Source organism: Marinobacter antarcticus (assembly GCF_011049865.1).
Lineage (GTDB): Bacteria > Pseudomonadota > Gammaproteobacteria > Pseudomonadales > Oleiphilaceae > Marinobacter > Marinobacter antarcticus_A.
Window position 1 is genome coordinate 21,906 of sequence record NZ_DRGY01000103.1, and the last position, 18,469, is coordinate 40,374.

At 55.2% G+C, this 18,469-nt stretch carries 19 protein-coding genes; 14 read left to right on the forward strand and 5 right to left on the reverse strand.

The features are described from left to right. Positions 1-45: 45 nt before the first annotated feature. Both ENI00_RS13100 and ENI00_RS13105 read right to left on the reverse strand, forming a co-directional pair. On the reverse strand, positions 46-1,167 hold the full coding sequence (locus ENI00_RS13100; protein WP_304103132.1) for a PilT/PilU family type 4a pilus ATPase: 1,122 nt from the start codon (positions 1,165-1,167) through the stop codon (positions 46-48). A 51-nt stretch (positions 1,168-1,218) separates the two neighbouring features. After that, positions 1,219-2,253 (reverse strand): type IV pilus twitching motility protein PilT, encoded by a 1,035-nt coding sequence (locus tag ENI00_RS13105; RefSeq protein ID WP_304103134.1) that lies wholly within the window; start codon positions 2,251-2,253, stop codon positions 1,219-1,221. A gap of 138 nt (positions 2,254-2,391) precedes the next feature. Here ENI00_RS13105 and ENI00_RS13110 point away from each other — a divergent pair, with 138 nt between their 5' ends. The 10 genes from ENI00_RS13110 (at position 2,392) to ENI00_RS13155 (ending at position 11,473) form a co-directional block, all read left to right on the forward strand. Next, on the forward strand, positions 2,392-3,096 hold the full coding sequence (locus ENI00_RS13110) for a YggS family pyridoxal phosphate-dependent enzyme (protein WP_304103137.1): 705 nt from the start codon (positions 2,392-2,394) through the stop codon (positions 3,094-3,096). Positions 3,097-3,158: 62 nt separating this feature from the next. Continuing rightward, positions 3,159-3,992 carry a pyrroline-5-carboxylate reductase gene (gene proC, locus ENI00_RS13115; protein WP_304103141.1) on the forward strand — a complete coding sequence of 278 codons (834 nt, stop codon included), beginning with the start codon at positions 3,159-3,161 and terminating at the stop codon, positions 3,990-3,992. Between the two features lie 30 nt (positions 3,993-4,022). Next, the gene (locus ENI00_RS13120) at positions 4,023-4,607 is read left to right on the forward strand and encodes a YggT family protein (protein ID WP_304103144.1); all 585 of its coding nucleotides are present in this window, start codon (positions 4,023-4,025) and stop codon (positions 4,605-4,607) included. A gap of 252 nt (positions 4,608-4,859) precedes the next feature. Next, entirely contained in the window at positions 4,860-6,824 is a 1,965-nt protein-coding gene (locus ENI00_RS13125; RefSeq protein WP_304103146.1) for a dynamin family protein, read from the forward strand. Between the two features lie 148 nt (positions 6,825-6,972). Beyond that, a complete protein-coding gene (gene metX / locus ENI00_RS13130; RefSeq protein WP_304103149.1) occupies positions 6,973-8,121 on the forward strand; it encodes a homoserine O-succinyltransferase MetX in 1,149 nt (382 codons plus the stop codon). Beyond that, entirely contained in the window at positions 8,118-8,720 is a 603-nt protein-coding gene (gene metW, locus ENI00_RS13135) for a methionine biosynthesis protein MetW (RefSeq protein WP_304103152.1), read from the forward strand. The genes metX and metW overlap by 4 nt, the downstream gene beginning before the upstream one ends. Continuing rightward, positions 8,720-9,178: a DUF4426 domain-containing protein gene (locus tag ENI00_RS13140; RefSeq protein WP_304103155.1), complete on the forward strand. Its 459-nt coding sequence runs from the start codon at positions 8,720-8,722 to the stop codon at positions 9,176-9,178. Before metW ends, ENI00_RS13140 begins: the two co-directional genes overlap by 1 nt. A gap of 9 nt (positions 9,179-9,187) precedes the next feature. Next, positions 9,188-9,787, forward strand: a complete 600-nt coding sequence (gene rdgB / locus ENI00_RS13145) for an RdgB/HAM1 family non-canonical purine NTP pyrophosphatase (RefSeq protein WP_304103158.1) — start codon at positions 9,188-9,190, stop codon at positions 9,785-9,787. Between the two features lie 4 nt (positions 9,788-9,791). Further along, on the forward strand, positions 9,792-10,940 hold the full coding sequence (gene hemW, locus ENI00_RS13150) for a radical SAM family heme chaperone HemW (protein ID WP_304103161.1): 1,149 nt from the start codon (positions 9,792-9,794) through the stop codon (positions 10,938-10,940). After that, positions 10,940-11,473, forward strand: a complete 534-nt coding sequence (locus ENI00_RS13155; protein ID WP_304103164.1) for a hypothetical protein — start codon at positions 10,940-10,942, stop codon at positions 11,471-11,473. Before hemW ends, ENI00_RS13155 begins: the two co-directional genes overlap by 1 nt. 23 nt (positions 11,474-11,496) lie before the next feature. Here ENI00_RS13155 and trmB read toward each other — a convergent pair whose 3' ends face one another. The 3 genes from trmB to ENI00_RS13170 all read right to left on the reverse strand — a co-directional run bounded on the left by trmB (position 11,497) and on the right by ENI00_RS13170 (position 14,183). Continuing rightward, on the reverse strand, positions 11,497-12,249 hold the full coding sequence (trmB, locus tag ENI00_RS13160) for a tRNA (guanosine(46)-N7)-methyltransferase TrmB (RefSeq protein ID WP_304103166.1): 753 nt from the start codon (positions 12,247-12,249) through the stop codon (positions 11,497-11,499). A 71-nt stretch (positions 12,250-12,320) separates the two neighbouring features. Next, on the reverse strand, positions 12,321-13,847 hold the full coding sequence (locus ENI00_RS13165; protein WP_304103169.1) for a YifB family Mg chelatase-like AAA ATPase: 1,527 nt from the start codon (positions 13,845-13,847) through the stop codon (positions 12,321-12,323). Between the two features lie 81 nt (positions 13,848-13,928). Then, the gene (locus tag ENI00_RS13170) at positions 13,929-14,183 is read right to left on the reverse strand and encodes an accessory factor UbiK family protein (RefSeq protein WP_304103172.1); all 255 of its coding nucleotides are present in this window, start codon (positions 14,181-14,183) and stop codon (positions 13,929-13,931) included. Positions 14,184-14,573: 390 nt separating this feature from the next. Between ENI00_RS13170 and glnK the strand changes: the two genes are divergently transcribed. The 4 genes from glnK to ENI00_RS13190 all read left to right on the forward strand — a co-directional run. After that, positions 14,574-14,912, forward strand: a complete 339-nt coding sequence (gene glnK / locus ENI00_RS13175) for a P-II family nitrogen regulator (RefSeq protein WP_071264623.1) — start codon at positions 14,574-14,576, stop codon at positions 14,910-14,912. A gap of 68 nt (positions 14,913-14,980) precedes the next feature. After that, the gene (locus ENI00_RS13180; protein ID WP_304103180.1) at positions 14,981-16,249 is read left to right on the forward strand and encodes an ammonium transporter; all 1,269 of its coding nucleotides are present in this window, start codon (positions 14,981-14,983) and stop codon (positions 16,247-16,249) included. Positions 16,250-16,419: 170 nt separating this feature from the next. After that, entirely contained in the window at positions 16,420-16,743 is a 324-nt protein-coding gene (locus tag ENI00_RS13185) for a hypothetical protein (protein WP_304103183.1), read from the forward strand. A gap of 128 nt (positions 16,744-16,871) precedes the next feature. Then, positions 16,872-18,469, forward strand: a 1,598-nt coding sequence (locus ENI00_RS13190; RefSeq protein WP_304103186.1) for an alpha/beta hydrolase, incomplete at its 3' end; no start/stop codon positions are given.

Sequence of the window (18,469 nt, forward strand, 5' to 3'; positions counted from 1 at the left end):
ATTCAAAACACTAACCGTTCAGGAATTTTGTCGACACCTGTTTTGTCAGTCGTCCTGGATCGTCAGTTTATTAACAGACGACGACAACTGATCGGCCCCTTGTGCATCGGTACCCAGTTTTATCATCAAACGCAGGTCGTTGGCCGAGTCAGCGTGGGCCAGCGCGTCCTCGTAGGTAATGGAGCCCTCTGCGTATAGCTGATACAGGGCCTGGTCGAAGGTTCGCATGCCGGATTCGTTGGATTTGGCCATCAAACCCTTGAGTTTATGCACTTCTCCTTTACGGATCAGATCCGCAACCAGTGGTGTATTGACCAGAACCTCAATAACGGCTTTGCGGCCTTTGCCATCCGGTGTGGGAATCAGCTGTTGCGCCACGATAGCCCTGAGGTTAAGCGACAAGTCCATCCAGATCTGATTGTGCTGTTCCGGCGGGAAAAACTGGATAATTCGGTCGAGTGCCTGGTTGGCGTTGTTGGCGTGCAAGGTCGCCAGACAAAGGTGGCCCGTCTCCGCAAACTGCACCGAATATTCCATTGTCTGGCGAGTGCGCACCTCACCGATAAGAATAACGTCCGGAGCCTGTCTCAAGGTGTTTTTCAGTGCCACTTCAAAGCTTTGAGTATCAATTCCCACTTCCCGCTGAGTCACAATGCAGCCTTGGTGCTGGTGCACAAACTCAATGGGGTCTTCAATGGAAATAATATGGCCACGGCTGTTCCGGTTACGGTGACCAATCATCGCGGCCAGCGAGGTCGATTTACCGGTGCCGGTGGCGCCGACAAACATAATCAGACCACGCTTGGTCATGGCCAGCTCTTTAACGATTTCTGGCAGTGACAGGTCGTCAATCTGAGGAATCTTCACCTCAATCCGGCGCAATACCATGCCGCACAGGTTGCGCTGGAAGAACGCGCTCACCCGAAAACGGCCAATACCCCGGGCACTGATCGCAAAATTACACTCGTGAGTTTCTTCAAACTCGATTCGCTGCTTGTCACTCATTGCGCCGTAAACAAACTCTCGCGTCTGTTCCGGCGTCAACGCGTTCTTGGTGACCGGCAGCACCTTACCGTTCACTTTCATGCTGGGCGGAACACCGGCCGTGATAAAGAGGTCTGATCCTCCTTTCTCTACCATCAGGCGAAGCAGCTTTTCGAATTCCATTTTTTGATTTCCCACATTCTTTTTATATGAGCACCCGCAAAACGCCGGGGATCAGAAATTATCAGGCATTTTCGCTTTAGCCCGCGCAGCATCGCGGGAAATCAGCCCCTTTTGTAGCAAACGCTCAAGACACTGATCCAACGTTTGCATGCCCAGCGATGCACCGGTCTGGATCGATGAGTACATCTGCGCAATTTTGTCTTCACGAATCAGGTTTCGGATGGCGGCCGTACCGATCATGATTTCATGAGCCGCTATCCGGCCGCCGCCCATTTTCTTCATCAGCGTCTGGGAAACGACAGCCTGCAGCGACTCGGAGAGCATGGAGCGCACCATGGACTTTTCTTCCGCCGGAAACACGTCTACCACCCGGTCAATGGTTTTCGCCGCCGACGTGGTATGCAGAGTGCCAAAAACCAAGTGGCCTGTTTCCGCTGCGGTGAGTGCCAGGCGGATGGTTTCCAGATCGCGCAGTTCACCCACCAGAATGATATCCGGGTCTTCCCGCAGCGCCGACCGCAAAGCTTCGTTAAAGCCCAGAGTATCCCGGTGCACTTCACGCTGGTTTATCAAACACTTTTTGGAGTCGTGCACAAATTCAATCGGGTCTTCTATGGTGAGAACATGCTCGTAACGGGTATCGTTGATGTAATCCATCATTGCCGCCAGCGTGGTCGACTTACCGGAGCCCGTAGGCCCGGTTACCAACACAAGCCCGCGGGGCACAGAGGAGATATCCTTGAACACCTGGCCCATGCCGAGGTCTTCCATCGTCAGTACTTTCGAGGGAATGGTACGGAAAACGGCGCCGGCGCCCCGGTTCTGATTAAAAGCGTTAACACGGAAGCGAGCGACACCCGGCACCTCAAAGGAAAAGTCGGTTTCCAGAAATTCCTCGTAGTCCTTGCGCTGCTTGTCGTTCATGATGTCGTAAATAAGCCCGTGAACTTCTTTGTGCTCAAGGGGCGGCAGATTAATACGGCGAACATCACCGTCAACACGAATCATCGGGGGCAAGCCGGCAGAAAGATGCAGGTCAGACGCACCCTGTTTCGCCGAGAAAGCAAGCAGTTCAGTAATATCCATAGAAGTCCTCGGACGGCTTTTCTTTTACACAGGTAGCGTCTGTTCAGCACAACCCGGCCGTGATCACTTGGCATTTCAGTGACCTGCGAGTAGTGTGTCGCTATAATACAGACAGACCAAACGTGACTATTTCGCACTATGAGCAGCATAGCAGACAACCTCGGGAGCGTAACCCGACGCATACAAAAAGCAACATTGCAGGCCGGCCGGGAGCCGGATTCGGTGGGTCTTCTGGCGGTCAGCAAAACCCGCCCTGCAGGCGAACTCAGAGCCGCAGTCGCTGAGGGCCAATTGGCATTCGGGGAAAACTACCTTCAGGAAGCCCTGGAAAAAATGGCCGAACTCGCCGACCTTACCGGTATTGATTGGCATTTTATTGGTCCGCTACAGTCCAACAAAACCCGCCAGATCGCGTCCGCTTTCTCCTGGGTACACAGCGTGGATCGCCTTAAAGTAGCACGCCGCCTCAGCGAGCAACGGGACACGGGCTTGCCACCCTTGAATATTTGCCTTCAAGTCAATATTAATAACGAACAAAGCAAATCCGGGTGCCAGCCGGAGGATTTGCCAGAATTGGTTCACGAAATAAGCCAATTACCAAGGCTGACTCTCCGGGGGCTTATGGCCATTCCCGATCCGGAACAGGCCGAGCCTGAACTGAGAGCCAGTTTCGGCAAACTGGCAGACACCCTGAACACGCTGCGGGCAGACTACCCAGAGGCCGGCCCCCTGGACACCTTGTCCATGGGCATGTCCGGTGATCTCGAAATCGCGATTGCGGAGGGCGCCACCTGGGTTCGTGTTGGCACCGCCGTTTTTGGCGAACGGTCACCCAAGAGCTGAATTGATCGGTTCCTGCTATCATCAGGGCCCGATGTCTAATCGAACAACCGTTGGAGTATATTTTGAGCAAATCACCAACCATTTCGTTTATCGGTGCCGGAAATATGGCGAGCGCCATCATTGGCGGCATGCTGGATAGCGGCTTCAAGGCCGAAAACATATGGGTAAGCGCGCCCGACGATGATCATCTGCAAACCATACGCAAGCGGTTTGGTGTGAGCGTAACAACGGATAATCGTTACTGCGCCGAACAGGCCGACATGGTTGTGTTGGCAGTAAAACCGCAGATTATGGCGGACGCCTGTCGTGACATAGCGCCCATAGCCCAGAATACCCGCCCGTTAATTGTATCCATTGCTGCTGGCTTGGGCGCTGAAACCCTTGATGCATGGCTTGGTGGTGGTCTCCCGATTGTCAGGGTCATGCCCAATACACCTGCTCTGGTTGGCAAGGGCGCCGCCGGGCTTTTTGCCACTGAAAGCGTGACCAGCGACCAGAAAAACATGGTGCAGTCGGTTTTTGAGGGTATAGGTATCGCAGTGTGGGTTGAGGATGAAGCGCTGCTTCATGGCGTAACGGCGCTTTCGGGAAGCGGCCCGGCCTATTTTTTCCTGATGCTTGAAGCACTGGAAGCTTCCGCCACCGAAGCCGGAGTAGAAGCCACAACAGCCCGCAAGCTTGCCATTCAAACCATGGCGGGGGCAGCCGAAATGGCAGCCAAGAGCGATCAAGACCCGGCCCAGTTAAAGAAAAACGTTATGTCCCCGGGCGGTGTGACCGAGCAAGCGATCAACACGTTCGAAGAAGGCGGCATGCGTGACCTGGTTAGCAAGGCTTACAGCGCGGCTTACAAGCGCTCTGAAGCCATGGCCAAAGAACTGGCAGGCAAAGACTAAAACAGTCACTGACAACGGAGAAATGGCTACATGCTGGCAGACATCCTGATTACGATCCTGCTGATCGCGTCCACCTTTTATATGACCATAATACTGCTGCGCTTTTTGCTGCAACTGGCCCGGGCAGATTTCTACAACCCGATTTCCCAGTTTGCGGTAAAAGCCACCTCTCCCCTGCTTCGGCCACTGCGCCGGGTCATTCCCGGCTGGGGCGGATTTGACGGCGCAGCTCTGGTTCTGGCCATTATTATTCAGGCGATCACTTTCTTCCTGATTCTGGTTGCCCTGAACGGGGGCATTCCTGCTTTCAACCCGCTCACCCTGTTGGTCTGGGCCGTTCTGAATGTGCTGGATCTGATAGTCAAGATCTATTTCTGGTCTGTTATCGCCGTCGTTGTGGTTAGCTGGATTGCGCCCGGCAGCGGGCATCCTGCCATTCAACTGGTCGCGCAGATTACCGAACCGGTTATGCGCCCCGTGCGCAACCTTATGCCATCCATGGGAGGACTGGACCTGTCACCCATCATTGTCTTCCTCATCCTGAACGTGCTCTCTGTTATGATTGAGCACATGAAAGTGGCAGCCGGTCTCGGATCCATTGGACTTGGAATGTAAGCCACGTCTCAAAAAAACAATTTGTAACAGTTTTCCACAAAACGTCCAAACCGCAAGCCGCAAACTCACTCCGTTGATTTTGCGGCTTTTTTTATTGCATTCATGTCAACGATTGCCACACACATGCAAACACCCTGCCGCGCAAACGCTGGGAACAGGCTAATATTAACCGTTATTAATTAATCCGTAAGTCACGTGAATCCCAGCGAGTCTGCCCAGGGAATACCAGAAGTCGTGCAGAAGGAAAATCTAATGAGTCTTCAGGGAAATCTGACCCAGCAGGTAGAGGCCTATCACAACTGGAAAAAAGAGCTGATCCGCCAGATCGGCCGTTATCGGCTGTGGCTTCAGGACAACAACCTGTTCTCTGACGACATCAGCAACCGGATCCGCCATGGCCTTGAGCTGCTTATTGAAGATGAGCTCACCATTGCGTTTGTCGGTGAGTACTCCCGAGGCAAAACGGAACTGATAAACGCCCTGTTCTTCTCGGATTTTGGTCAGCGCATGCTGCCCTCCCAGGCCGGGCGCACAACCATGTGTCCGACTGAGCTATTTTTTGACCGCAGCGCCAACGAAAACTATCTGCTGTTGCTCCCCATAGAGACTCGCACCGGCAACTTTTCATTGCAGCAATTGCGCAAACAGCCTGAACGCTGGGTAAAGCACGGTCTGGATGAGCGCGACCCTGAGATCATGCGCGAGATCCTCGGAGAAGTGGCCCGGGTCAAAAGCGTGCCTCCCGAACAGGCACGAGCGCTGGGCTTTGACGAAGACATGCTGGAACACGATCGCAACAACCCTGGCAACGTTCTGGTTCCGGCCTGGCGCAACGCCCAGATCAGCATTCGACACCCTTTGTTCGAACGCGGCCTGCGCATTCTTGATACCCCTGGCCTTAACGCCCTTGGCTCTGAGCCGGAGCTCACCATTAGCATGCTGCCAAAAGCGCATGCCATTATTTTCGTACTCAGTGCAGACACCGGCGTTACTGCCAGCGACATGACCATCTGGAAAGAGCACATAGACACAGAGCACGCCGATCACCGCGCCGGCAGGTTTGCAGTACTGAACAAAATAGACGTACTTTGGGACGACCTGCAAGGCGAAAAACACACTCACGAGGCTATCGAGCGAGTGCGCGGGTATACCGCGGATCATCTGGGCATTCGGCAGCAGGACGTTATACCTCTGTCCGCCAAGCAGGGTCTGGTTGCGCGGGTCAGAAAAGACAACGATCTGTTTACCCGCTCCAACATCGGCAACCTGGAACAACTGATTATCCAGCGCATTCTCATGCACAAAGAGCAGTTGATCACGCAAAGCCTGATCAATGATCTGCTGGGTATGTTGCAGAACAGCCAGGCGGCGATGCAGACCCGCCTCGACTCTCTTGAAGAAGAGTCTCAAGCCTGCTCCGGCACCACCATGGACAAAGCCGCGCTTACCCGGTTGGCCGACCGTGCCCAGACAGATTATGATTTTTACTATAAAAAATTGATCACTCTGCGCTCAAGCCGCCGGTTGATGGGCTCTCAGGGCCAGATGTTAAAAACTTTGGTTGCCGAAGATCGCTTTGAAACCCATGCACAGAGGATCCACAAAAGTATGTCGAAAAGCTGGACCACGGCAGGCATGAACAGCGCCATGGATCAGTTTTTTGAACTGCTGGAAAGTGATTTCTCCAACCTGCTCAGCGAAGGCCGCCTCGCGGAAAAGATGGTTGGGGCCATCTATCGCAGGTACAACGACGATACCCGTGCCCGCCACCTGGAACCCATTCCGCTGCGTGCCGGCCGACACGTTATTGCGGTCAGGGAGTTGCGCAAAAAAGCCCGGCGTTTCCGGGTCAGCCCCAAAAATCTGCTCACCGGGCAGTCCGTTCTGGTGCGACGTTTTTTCAATGTAATGGTCAACGAAGCCAGAACTCTGCATGCCCGTGTACGCGACGACGTGGAACGCTGGCCCTCAGAAGCGCTGTTGCCGATCATGCAGTACTCAATGGAACAGAAACAATTGCTGGAGCATCAGATACGACGCCTCCGGGACATGGTCAGAAACGACCGTGACGGCCGCTTTGAACGTGAACGCCTGAGCAACACGATCAGCGACCTGCGCCGGCAACTGGAATTAGTGGATGCCATGCAGCGGCAAATTCGCAAGCCCGCACCCACCATGATCCAACAGAAAGTGGTGAATATTTCCGGTGCTATTTAGCCGCGCTATCTAGTCGCATTATCTAGCCGCGACAGAGCCTGTCGGTTGCAGCCATGACGGCCCGCCATTAGACTGCTTTGCTGGTTGAGTTTTTACGTCAGCCCGCAAAGCCGTCACTAACGGACCGAACAAGGAATCTTTCGCGCCGATGCCCGAGCCCATGCCTGTGGATTCTGTAGGGGTAGTCACCCCACAGACGTACCCTTTTGAAACGCCTATCGAGTTGGCGTGCGGACATGCACTGGAGCGCTATGATCTGGTGGTTGAGACCTATGGCGAACTCAACGCGGATCGCAGCAATGCCGTACTCATATGTCATGCCCTGAGCGGGAACCATCATGCCGCCGGCTACCACTCTGTGGATGATCGCAAACCAGGCTGGTGGGATACCTGCATCGGGCCAGGAAAGCCCGTCGATACAGATCGTTTTTTTGTGGTTAGTCTCAATAATCTGGGTGGCTGCCACGGCAGCACCGGCCCTAGCTCAACCAATCCATCTACAAACAAACCTTATGGCCCTGACTTTCCCGTTGTCACGGTTAGCGACTGGGTAAAAAGCCAGGCGCTGCTGGCAGATCGGCTGGGCATTGAGTGCTGGGCTGCGGTTGTGGGCGGTTCACTGGGGGGAATGCAGGCACTGCAATGGAGCCTTGATTACCCTGATCGACTGAAGCATGCGGTAGCCATTGCCTCCAGCCCTCGTTTAACGGCCCAAAATATCGCATTTAACGAGGTAGCACGACAGGCCATTACCTCTGACCGCGAATTCCATGACGGCCGGTATCACGATTTTGACACCCTGCCCCGGCGTGGTCTTATGCTGGCAAGGATGGTGGGGCATATCACCTACCTCTCAGATGCCTCCATGGGCGAAAAGTTTGGCCGTGAGCTCAGGGATCAGGCCTACAAATTTGGTTACGATGCGGAGTTTCAGGTAGAAAGTTACCTCCGCTATCAGGGTGAACGCTTTTCGGAAGTCTTCGATGCCAACACCTATCTTCTGATGACCCGGGCGCTGGATTATTTTGACCCGGCCTATGAATCCGACGGCGACCTCTCCAAAGCGCTCGCCAAAGCCCGCTGTGAGTTCCTGGTGCTGTCTTTCAGCACCGACTGGCGTTTCACCCCGGCCCGTTCCGAAGAAATGGTGAACGCCATGATCGCCGCCCGCAGAAAAGTCAGCTACGCAGAAATCGATGCGCCCTGGGGCCACGATGCGTTCCTGATTCCGACCCCGCGCTATACCAGCATCTTCACGGCGTATATGGATCGTGTGGCCAGGGAGGTAGGAGCATGAGGGCGGATCTCGAAATCATTCAACAGTGGGTGAAACCCGGCCATCACGTGTTAGACCTAGGTTGCGGCGACGGCACCCTGCTCGATTTCCTCAAACAGGAGCGTAACGCCACCGGTTTTGGCCTGGAGATCAACCCGGACCACATAACCACCTGCATGAATCGTGGCGTCTCGGTGATTGAACAGAACCTGGATACCCAGGGGCTGGATAACTTTGAAAACAACAGCTTTGATATTGTGCTGATGACACAGGCGTTGCAGGCAGTGCGCCGGCCCGACAAGGTACTGGACGAAATGCTACGCCTTGGTGACGAAGGCATAGTGACCTTCCCCAACTTTGCTCACTGGCGCCTGCGTTGGGGATTGGCTCTCAGCGGCCGCATGCCCGAATCCGAAGCTTTGCCGTATAAATGGTATAACACACCCAACATACGGTTATGCACCTTCAAGGATTTTGAAGCCTTGTGTCGCCAGAAAGGCATACAAATCAAAAGCCGGCGCGTGGTGGATGGCCAGCATCAAAACAGCTGGCTGGCGCGCTTTTGGCCAAATCTGTTGGGAGAGATCGCGGTTTACCGCATTACCCGGGAGAAAAAGTAATGATAGATATCGGTCTGCGCAACACTTTCACCCTGGCGACAGTCGCCTTGTTTGCTGTTTTCTTCAGCCTGCCCGCTCACGCCGATTCCGAAAACTTCGGAGATTATCAGGTGCGCTGGAGCGTATTGCCGAGCACGTTCCTGACTCCGGAGGTAGCAAAGGCCAACAATCTTCAACGCAGCAAGAGTATTGGCATAGTCAACATCGCCATCATGCAGAAAAATGAAAACGGTGTGATCAAGCCGGTTACCGGCCAGGTAGAAGGCAAGGTTTCAAACGACATTCAACAGGTAAGGTTTCTGGCCTTTCGCAGGATTACGGAAGGCGATTCCGTCTACTTTATTGCCCAATACCAGTATTCGTCCGCCGAGCTGCTAACGTTCAACATTACCGCTCGCCCTTCCGGTCAACGCCAGGACATGCCTGTGCGATTTGCCCACACGCTTTTCAACGATTGAGCGGAGACCATGCCTGAACAACTTGTTATCGCCAGCAACAACAAAGGCAAAATCAGCGAATTTACCCACCTTCTTGCCCCTCTGGATCTTATTCCGGTGCCCCAGGGCGAACTGGGCGTTGGCGAAGCAGAGGAGCCGGCAGTCACCTTTGTTGAGAACGCCATTCTGAAAGCGCGCCATGCCGCCCGGGAGACCGGCCTGCCGGCACTGGCGGATGACAGCGGACTGGCCGTGGATGCACTGGGGGGCGCGCCCGGCGTTCGTTCGGCCCGTTACGCCGGCGCCGACGCTTCCGACCTCGAAAATCTGCACGCGCTTCTGGGCGCCATGATCGATATACCCGATGGCCAGCGCGGGGCTCAGTTCCACTGTGTGCTGGTGTACCTGAGGCACGCCGACGACCCGACACCGATCATCTGCCACGGCCGCTGGCCTGGCACGATACTCAGAGCACCTCAGGGCGATGGCGGATTTGGTTATGACCCAATCTTTCTTTGCCCTGAAAAAAACCTCAGCGCATCAGAACTGACCCGGGACGAGAAGAACCGGATAAGCCATCGGGGTCGCGCCCTGACGTTGCTGATGGAACAGCTCCAGGCGGAGATCTGAGCCAGTGACCACTCCTATCCCGGCGGCCGTCACGCCGCCTTTGAGCCTGTATATACATGTGCCCTGGTGCGTGCGCAAATGCCCCTACTGTGACTTCAATTCCCACGCCATCCAGAATGAACTCCCCGAAACCGCTTATCTGAACGCCCTGCTGGAGGATCTGGATCAGGATCTTGCGCTGACCTCAGGTCGCAGCGTCGAAACGGTGTTTATCGGTGGAGGAACGCCATCACTGATGAGCAGTGATTTTTATCAGAAGCTGTTCAAGGGACTCCGGGAGCGCATGATCTTTGCGGAGGATGCTGAAATCACGCTGGAGGCCAATCCAGGCACGTTGGAAGAAGGTCGGTTTGAAGCCTTTCATGACGCCGGCATCAATCGTCTTTCAATTGGTGTGCAGAGCTTCAACCCGGCCCACCTGAAAGCCCTTGGCCGCATTCACGACAGTACAGAAGCGCACAGGGCAATTGAGGCCGCAAAAAAGGCCGGCTTTGATAACTTCAATCTGGATTTGATGCACGGTTTGCCGGGCCAGACACCTGGCGAGGCGTTGGACGATCTTCGATCTGCCATGAGCCATGAGCCGCCGCACGTGTCCTGGTATCAGCTGACACTGGAGCCCAATACCGAATTTTACAGCCGGCCGCCGGATCTGCCGGACGACGACCTGCTCTGGGAGATCGCACAGCAAGGCGGCGACTATCTGCACCAGCAAGGCTTTCACGACTACGAGGTGTCGGCCTGGAGCCGCGAAGGCAAGGCTTCACGGCATAACCTTAATTACTGGACGTTCGGGGACTATATGGCTATCGGCGCCGGTGGCCACGGTAAAATCAGCCTGTCGGACGGCGCGATAATGCGCTATTGGAAGACGCGTCAGCCGGACGCCTACCTGAACCGAATCGGTAGCCGCACCGCCGGAAGTGAGCAAATTGAGGCGGACGAACTCCCGTTAGAGTTTTTGATGAACGCGCTGCGCCTGCGAAAAGGAGTGGATGAAAGCCTTTTTTTTGAGCGCACGGGTTTACCCCTGACATCCGTTGCGGTACAACTTCAAAGACTGCGTGAAGATAAACTACTGGTAAGCGACCGGCTTCAGGCAACACGTTTGGGGCAAAGGTATCTGAACAGTCTGTTGGAGCGTTTTCTGTAATGGACACAGAAAAGGGATTACCGACCTTATCCAAAGGCCTGAAAGCCTGTCTGATTGCGACTCTGGCTTTGGTGGTCGTTTTGGTGCTGATAAACCAACCTTTAAAAACCGGGTCAGCGCATCAGGGCATCGTCAGCTACCAGTTGGCAGGAAATGCCGAGCAAGCCTGGGCTATCGTGCAAAGCTGGGGCAGTAACGGCTTACAATGGGCAAGACTTTCGCTTTGGGTAGACTTCCTTTTCGTTCCTTTGTATTGCGTCACCCTGATTATGCTGACCCGACACTGCATTCTGGACAGACCCGGCGTACGCGAACGCACGACCGCACGATGGATTCAAACGCTGTTTGTATCCGCAGGCTTGGCGGATATCACTGAAAATGCGCTGCTGCTAAACAATCTGGAAGCACCTACAGATGCCATCAGCCTTGCCGCCGCTATCAGTGCGCTGATCAAGTTTACGGCGCTCACCCTCGGTATTGCCGGGCTGGTCATCATCCGCGCATCCCGGCGCCATCCGCTGGTGCCGGGCTAAATGAGTGCTGAGCCAAAAAGCCGTCAATTAGTGCGGTGAAACAGCAAATCCCAAACACCATGCCCCAGATTTTCGCCACGCTTCTCAAACTTGGTAATGGGACGATAGTCAGGCCGTGGTGAATATTCGCCCTGTGCCCGGGTATTGGCAAACCCTTCAGACTCCCCCATCACGTCCATCATGTGCTCAGCGTAATTTTCCCAGTCTGTTGCCAAATGCAGGATCCCGCCTACCCGCAGCTTGTGGCGGATGCGCTGAACGAATTCAGTCTGCACAAGCCTGCGTTTATGGTGCTTCTTTTTGTGCCAGGGATCCGGGAAAAACACCATAACCTGATCCAGGCAGGCATCTGGCAGGCACAAATCAATCACATCGTTGGCATCAATGTTGTAAACGCGAACGTTCTCCAATCCGCGATCCTCAATTTCCTTGAGTAGCGCACCGACACCGGGTAGATGAACCTCTACACCGATGAAGTTCTGCTCGGGTGCGGCTTCAGCCATTTCCGCAAGTGAACCACCCATACCAAAACCGATTTCAAGGTTGAGCATGGCATCGCGACCAAACACCTGGCGGGGGTCAATCATGCCGTCTTCACGGCTCAAGCCAAATGTCGGCCAACTGCGCTCATAGGCTTTTTTTTGGCCTTCCGTCATGCGCCCCTGGCGCAATACAAAACTGCGCACACCACGGCGCGTGGTAATCGGTGACTCACTGGTCGTTTCTGACGGGATGTTCTCGTCGTTGGGATCTTGCGGCGTCTTCTGGTCAGTCATCTGCAATCCTCAACCGCGGGCGGCGGGTCTGATTATCGGAATTTGCGTACAGTTTACCAGAGTAAAAGGCGTCAGGCGGATACCACAGAACTGTTACCAACCTGGCGATCAAACTGCCGATAACCCAAAGCCTCCACAAGGTGTGGCTGCGAAACGGTACCCGAGCCATCAAGATCAGCCAATGTGCGCGCCACACGTAATATCCGGTGCAGGGCCCGAGCCGACAACCCAAGTTTTTCCATTGCACTACAAAGCAGCGTTTCGCCAGCGCGTTCAAGGCTACAAGCGTCCTGCAACTCGCGCCCAGCCAGGGTGGCATTTACGCATCCGCGACGCGCCTGTTGCGCCCTGGCAAGCGCCACCCGTTCGCGCACCACAGCACTGGGTTCACCGTCGCCTCCCGAGTGCATCAACACATCACCACCTTGCACCGGCACTTCCACGTGCAGATCAAACCGGTCCAATAGAGGGCCGGAAATTTTCGACCGATAACGCATTATCTGTTGCGGTGTGCACTGGCACTCAATGGTTGGGTGCCCACTGTAGCCACACGGGCAGGGATTCATGGCGCCAATAACCTGGAAGCGTGCGGGGAAATTAACCTGGCGAGCGGCCCGACTGATCGAAATCTCTCCGGTTTCCATGGGTTCGCGCAGTACTTCCAAAACCCGACGCTCAAACTCTGGCAACTCGTCAAGAAACAGCACGCCACGGTGTGCCAGCGAGATTTCTCCGGGCCTCGGACTGCTACCACCACCCACCAAAGCCACCGCCGAAGCGGTATGATGCGGGGACCTGAACGGGGGTTGGCGCCAGCCGCCGGCTCTTAGCGGCTGGCCAGCAACCGAGTGCACGCTGGCCACCTCCATGGCGTGCTCATCGCTCAGATCCGGCAGAATTCCAGGCAGACGACTGGCCAGCATGCTTTTGCCTGTGCCTGGAGGACCAAAAAACAGCAGATTGTGCGCCCCCGCCGCCGCCACCTCCAACGCCCGCCGCGGCACGCTTTGCCCGCGCACGTCGGCAAGGTCTGGCATACCAGCGGCCATAGCAGCCTCCGGCACCGTGCGAGTCAAAGGCACTAGCCTCGCACGACCACAAAGGTGTTCACAAACAGCCAGTATATGCCCCGCTGCCAGTACATCATCCTGGCTGGCTAGAGCGGCTTCTTCTGCGTTGCCATTTGGCACCAACAAACACCGGCCTTCTTTGCGCGCCGCCAGCACGGCGGGCAAAACGCCTTTTAACGGGCGCAGTGCGCCGTCAAGAGAGAGTTCACCGAGGAATTCACAGGAAGTCAGGCTTTGCGAAGGAATCTGTCCAGAGGCGGCAAGAACGCCCAGAGCAATCGGCAAATCAAAGCGGCCGCCCTCTTTAGGCAGGTCTGCCGGAGCGAGATTAATGGTTATGCGGCGGGCGGGAAATTCAAAGCCTGCATTCAGTAGCGCGCTTCTTACACGCTCGCGGCTTTCGCGCACGCCGGTCTCCGGAAGCCCAACAATCGTGAGCGCAGGAAGTCCACCGGAAAGATGAACTTCAACGGTGACCTCAGGTGCAGAAACGCCAATGCAGGCGCGGGAATGGACGACGGCGAGCATAACAACCTTCCATGGTTTATGGATATCAGTGTGGGCCGATGTGAGTTGGCCTGCCCGGCTTCCTGCCGGGAATCATGGGAGTTATTGAGCTTTCGGGGGTTTGTCCAGCTCAGCAACCCTTTTTTCCAGAGCCTCGACCTTTTCACGGGTTTTCATAAGCACCGCCTGCTGAGCATCAAACTCTTCACGGGTTACCAGCTCAAGGCGCGACAGAACCGCCATTACGGTAGCCCGAGCCTGAGTTTCAAAATCTTCCCGGGCCGCGCGGGCCATGTCTGGAACAAGCTGGCCGAACTGCCCCTGCAGCTGGGCGAAAATATCCTGTGGAGCTTTCACTCATCACCTCACTGGTTCAAATAATGTCCGGTTTCGACCCGTACGACGGTGCCGCGACCATTTTGCAGGAGTGTATCACACCGCCAGCCCTGCCATACTAGACGCGGTACGCACTATACTAGGCTTGCTCTGCCCTTGCCTGCTCCGATCTGGCTCACGGGAGGGCTCAGCGCTCTATTATGGTGCGCAAACGGGCACTCGGACTCATACCGAACGACTACCGAGATTGCTCAAGATACTGATTTAAAGATATTTTTTTGCGTTGGCATACCCGGTGCTAAAGCTCTTGCACGCAATCCGCACAATTGACGTGCGAAGCGGCAGCACCCCCAACTCAACAACTGGCCGGTGGGCTCTCACTGTTGGGACGGTTTTACCAAGGAGAAAGCAATGAAACTTGTGACAGCGATCATTAAGCCTTTCAAGCTGGATGATGTCCGTGAGGCACTATCCGAGATAGGCGTACAAGGCGTAACCGTCACCGAAGTTAAAGGTTTCGGTCGGCAGAAAGGTCACACAGAGCTTTATCGTGGCGCGGAATACGTGGTGGATTTTCTGCCCAAAGTAAAAGTAGAAGTTGCCATAGGCGACAACTTGCTGGATCAGGTTATCGAATCCATCACCAAAGCTGCCAACACCGGAAAAATCGGTGACGGCAAGATTTTCGTGACTGAGTTGCAACAAGCGATCCGGATCCGAACAGGCGAAACCGGCGAAGAAGCGGTTTAATCCTGCTCTGATCACTTAAAAACCAACGCAAAAAAACAATCTGAAGTGCCTTGTGCGGAGGGCTTCCCATGGAAAGCAATATTTTTCAGTTGCAGTATGCAATAGATACTTTTTATTTTCTGGTGTGCGGCGCATTAGTTATGTGGATGGCTGCGGGTTTTGCGATGCTCGAATCCGGGCTGGTGCGGGCCAAAAATACGACGGAAATTCTCACCAAAAACGTCGCGCTATACGCCATAGCCTGCACCATGTACCTGGTGTGTGGCTACGCCATAATGTACGACGGCACCCTCCTACTGAACGGTATCGAGAACGTCGATACAGCATCCGTATTAGGGGATTTTGCAACCCGGGAGAATGGCTTCGAAGGCGGGGCAATCTACTCCAGCGCGGCGGATTTCTTTTTCCAGGTGGTGTTCGTCGCCACGGCCATGTCGATCGTCTCCGGCGCTGTGGCAGAGCGCATGAAGCTTTGGGCATTCCTTGCCTTTGCAGTCGCGATGACCGGCGTTATCTACCCGCTGGAAGGCTCCTGGACCTGGGGTGGCAAGGACGTCTTTGGGCTGTACAGCCTCAGTGATCTTGGGTTCAGCGATTTTGCAGGTTCTGGCATTGTTCATCTTGCCGGTGCGGCTGCGGCCCTTGCTGGCGTGCTGCTGCTTGGTGCTCGTAAAGGCAAATACGGTCCTGGGGGCGAAATTCGCGCGATTCCAGGCGCTAACCTGCCCATGGCTGCTTTGGGTACGCTTATCCTCTGGATGGGATGGTTCGGCTTTAACGGTGGCTCTGTTTTGAAGCTTGGCGACATCGCAAGCGCCAACTCGGTCGCCATGGTATTCCTCAACACCAACGCAGCGGCTGCCGGCGGTGCCATTGCCGCCCTGATAACCGGCCGCTTGCTATTCGGTAAAGCCGATCTGACCATGCTCCTTAACGGTGCCATTGCCGGCTTGGTGGTTATCACCGCCGAACCTTCTACGCCCAGCGCTCTGATTTCAACGGTTTGGGGTGGATTAGGTGGCGTAGTGGTCGTGTTCAGCGTGATTTTTCTGGACAAACTGCGCATCGACGATCCAGTGGGTGCCATCTCGGCCCACGGTGTGTGCGGTTTCCTCGGGCTGATGCTGGTGCCGGTCACCAACGCAGGCGTTACCTTCAGCGGGCAGTTGATTGGTGCCGCGACCATATTCGCCTGGGTGTTCCTTGCCAGCCTGGTTGTGTGGGGCATCATCAAGGCGGTGATGGGCTTGCGAGTCAGCGAAGAGGAAGAATACGAGGGCGTGGACATTTCTGAGTGCGGCATGGAGGCGTATCCCGAGTTTGTCACCGGCAAGTAGGGTAATCTGAAAATAAAGGCAAAAGGGGTGCCCGAAAAGGCACCCCTTTTGCGTTATATACTCGCAGCTTCTCAACGGCTATTTTAGCCGCAGATGGAAAGTGACAGTGTTTCCCGGTTCCGCTACTATCACTCTGCATTCTGGTCATCTAAGGATAGATGAAGGCTTCCATGAAGGACTCCACAGCGCTGAGCCCTATGGCTCACACAATCACTTCGTTTTACCATCACGCCAATCCGTTGAGCAAAGACGCCCACTGGTATCTGGTTGATCAGGCCAAGCATCCTGATGCGCTGCGCCGGTTGTTTGAACATGATCCAGCGCCCGTTTACGATCTGCCTTACATCTATTCAGGCTACCGAAAACAAGCGTTCGATGGCCCTTTGATCATCAAACCCGTCGACGATGACTGCAAAACATGGCTCAACGATTGGACCACCACTGGCAAGGCCCTGGCGTTGCATAGCCCACAATTGGCGCTGGGCTCTTGGTAATGCAAGGCTTTACCGACGGATTAAGCGATGATGAACTCGCGACGCTACGCAAGACCAGGCAAGGAGCCTATTGGTCAGACACACTGAACGCACTGGCAACATTAACGCATTCACAGGAAGGAACCTGAATGACACCCGCAAGCAACCTGCCCTTTTCACCCAGCGCCGCGCCTCTCGGGGCGCACGGCGCGCCTGTTTGTAAGTACGAAACCGCAAACGTGCTGTTACGCCGCTCCGATAACCTCAGGCGGCCCCAATCTTTCAGTAATGCCGGCACAATCCAGGATGAAAGCGGCAATACTGTCACGGCCGAACTGCGCGATGGCACAGAATATACGCCAGACAAGGCCGAGGCTCACTTCACCGAACTCGTCACGGGCAATGCCACATGGCACTGGCCTGGGGAACCAGAGGGAGAGCACATGATCGGGTTTGATACCGTGAGCGAACAACGCCGCTTCGCCCCCGGCAATGCCCTCGATGAAGGTATAGACCTCACCGTTATCGAGGGTGAACGCAAAGCAAGGGCGATACACTTACCGCCACCGGTGATCATTAATTTACGCGAGTCAGCCCCCGCAGCAGATGACTTGCTGACCAACGAGCAACTGGATTACTTCCAGGCAAACGGCAACAACGCGCTCATCTACGTACACGGCTACAACGTGCCCCATGGCGAATGGGGGAGATTCCTGAACCGCAAAGATAGCCACAAACGATACGGTGGCCATGGGCCAGTGCCCGTGAATGTCTGGCACCCCAACAAGGCCACAGTGTGGCAGGACGCGGAAGCACTATCGGGCTACAGTGCCACCCCACTAAAAGAAGATCAGTTGAATGGCTCAGGCGCTCACAATTGGGCGATTCATGTGGAGTACCAGCTAAACCGTGCCGCGGGCTTTGATGGCCAGGACTGGATGCCATACAGCCGCATTATCAACATTTCCTGGCCAGGCGACACGGGATCCACCGATTTCATGCAGGCGGAACTGAATGCAATGGCAGCAGGCCGGCGCCTGGTCCCGTTACTGGTGCAGTTGGCAGAGGCAGGCATTGCCATCAACCTGATCTCCCACTCCTTGGGTGCCCGGGTTGCGCTCACGGCCTTGAACATTGTGGGCTCCATCGGGAAAAGCAACCTCGTCGACCACCTCTTTCTCTGGCAACCCGCCGTTGCCGATAACGCGCTCACCAACGACAGTAGTCGTGACGTACATCCTTTGGGGCTGGGCGTATTCCCGTCCGCCCACAGCGCCGCCCGCAAGATTGTGGTGCTGCATTCCCGTGGCGACGGCGTTCTTGGTGCGGATAATAGTGAAGATAAGGCTTGGTGGCAGAACACCATACTGGGCCCGTCTCGGTTAGCAGTTGCAGGATGGAATATCGCAACCGCAGACGATCCCATGGACGATGCACTGGGTAATTTGCGGGGGGCCTATGATAAAAAATGGTGGACCTTCCCGAGCTTTCTGGATAGCGGTTTCGGGCCGGCCATCGAAAAACTCTACAAAGACTACCTACCGTTAACCTTCGACGCGCGAAAAACAACGCACCCCCAGCGATCTATGTATGTGCCCGAGGCCCTTAAAAAAACCGTCAAAGAAAATTGGGCCAGGTTGGAAAAGGACATTCTCGCCGAAGCGAATGCTCTCTGGCAGCCCTGTATCGACTGCTTGCGCAACGGGGAACGGCCGCCTGAGTACACCCTGTTGTCACCATTGAACCA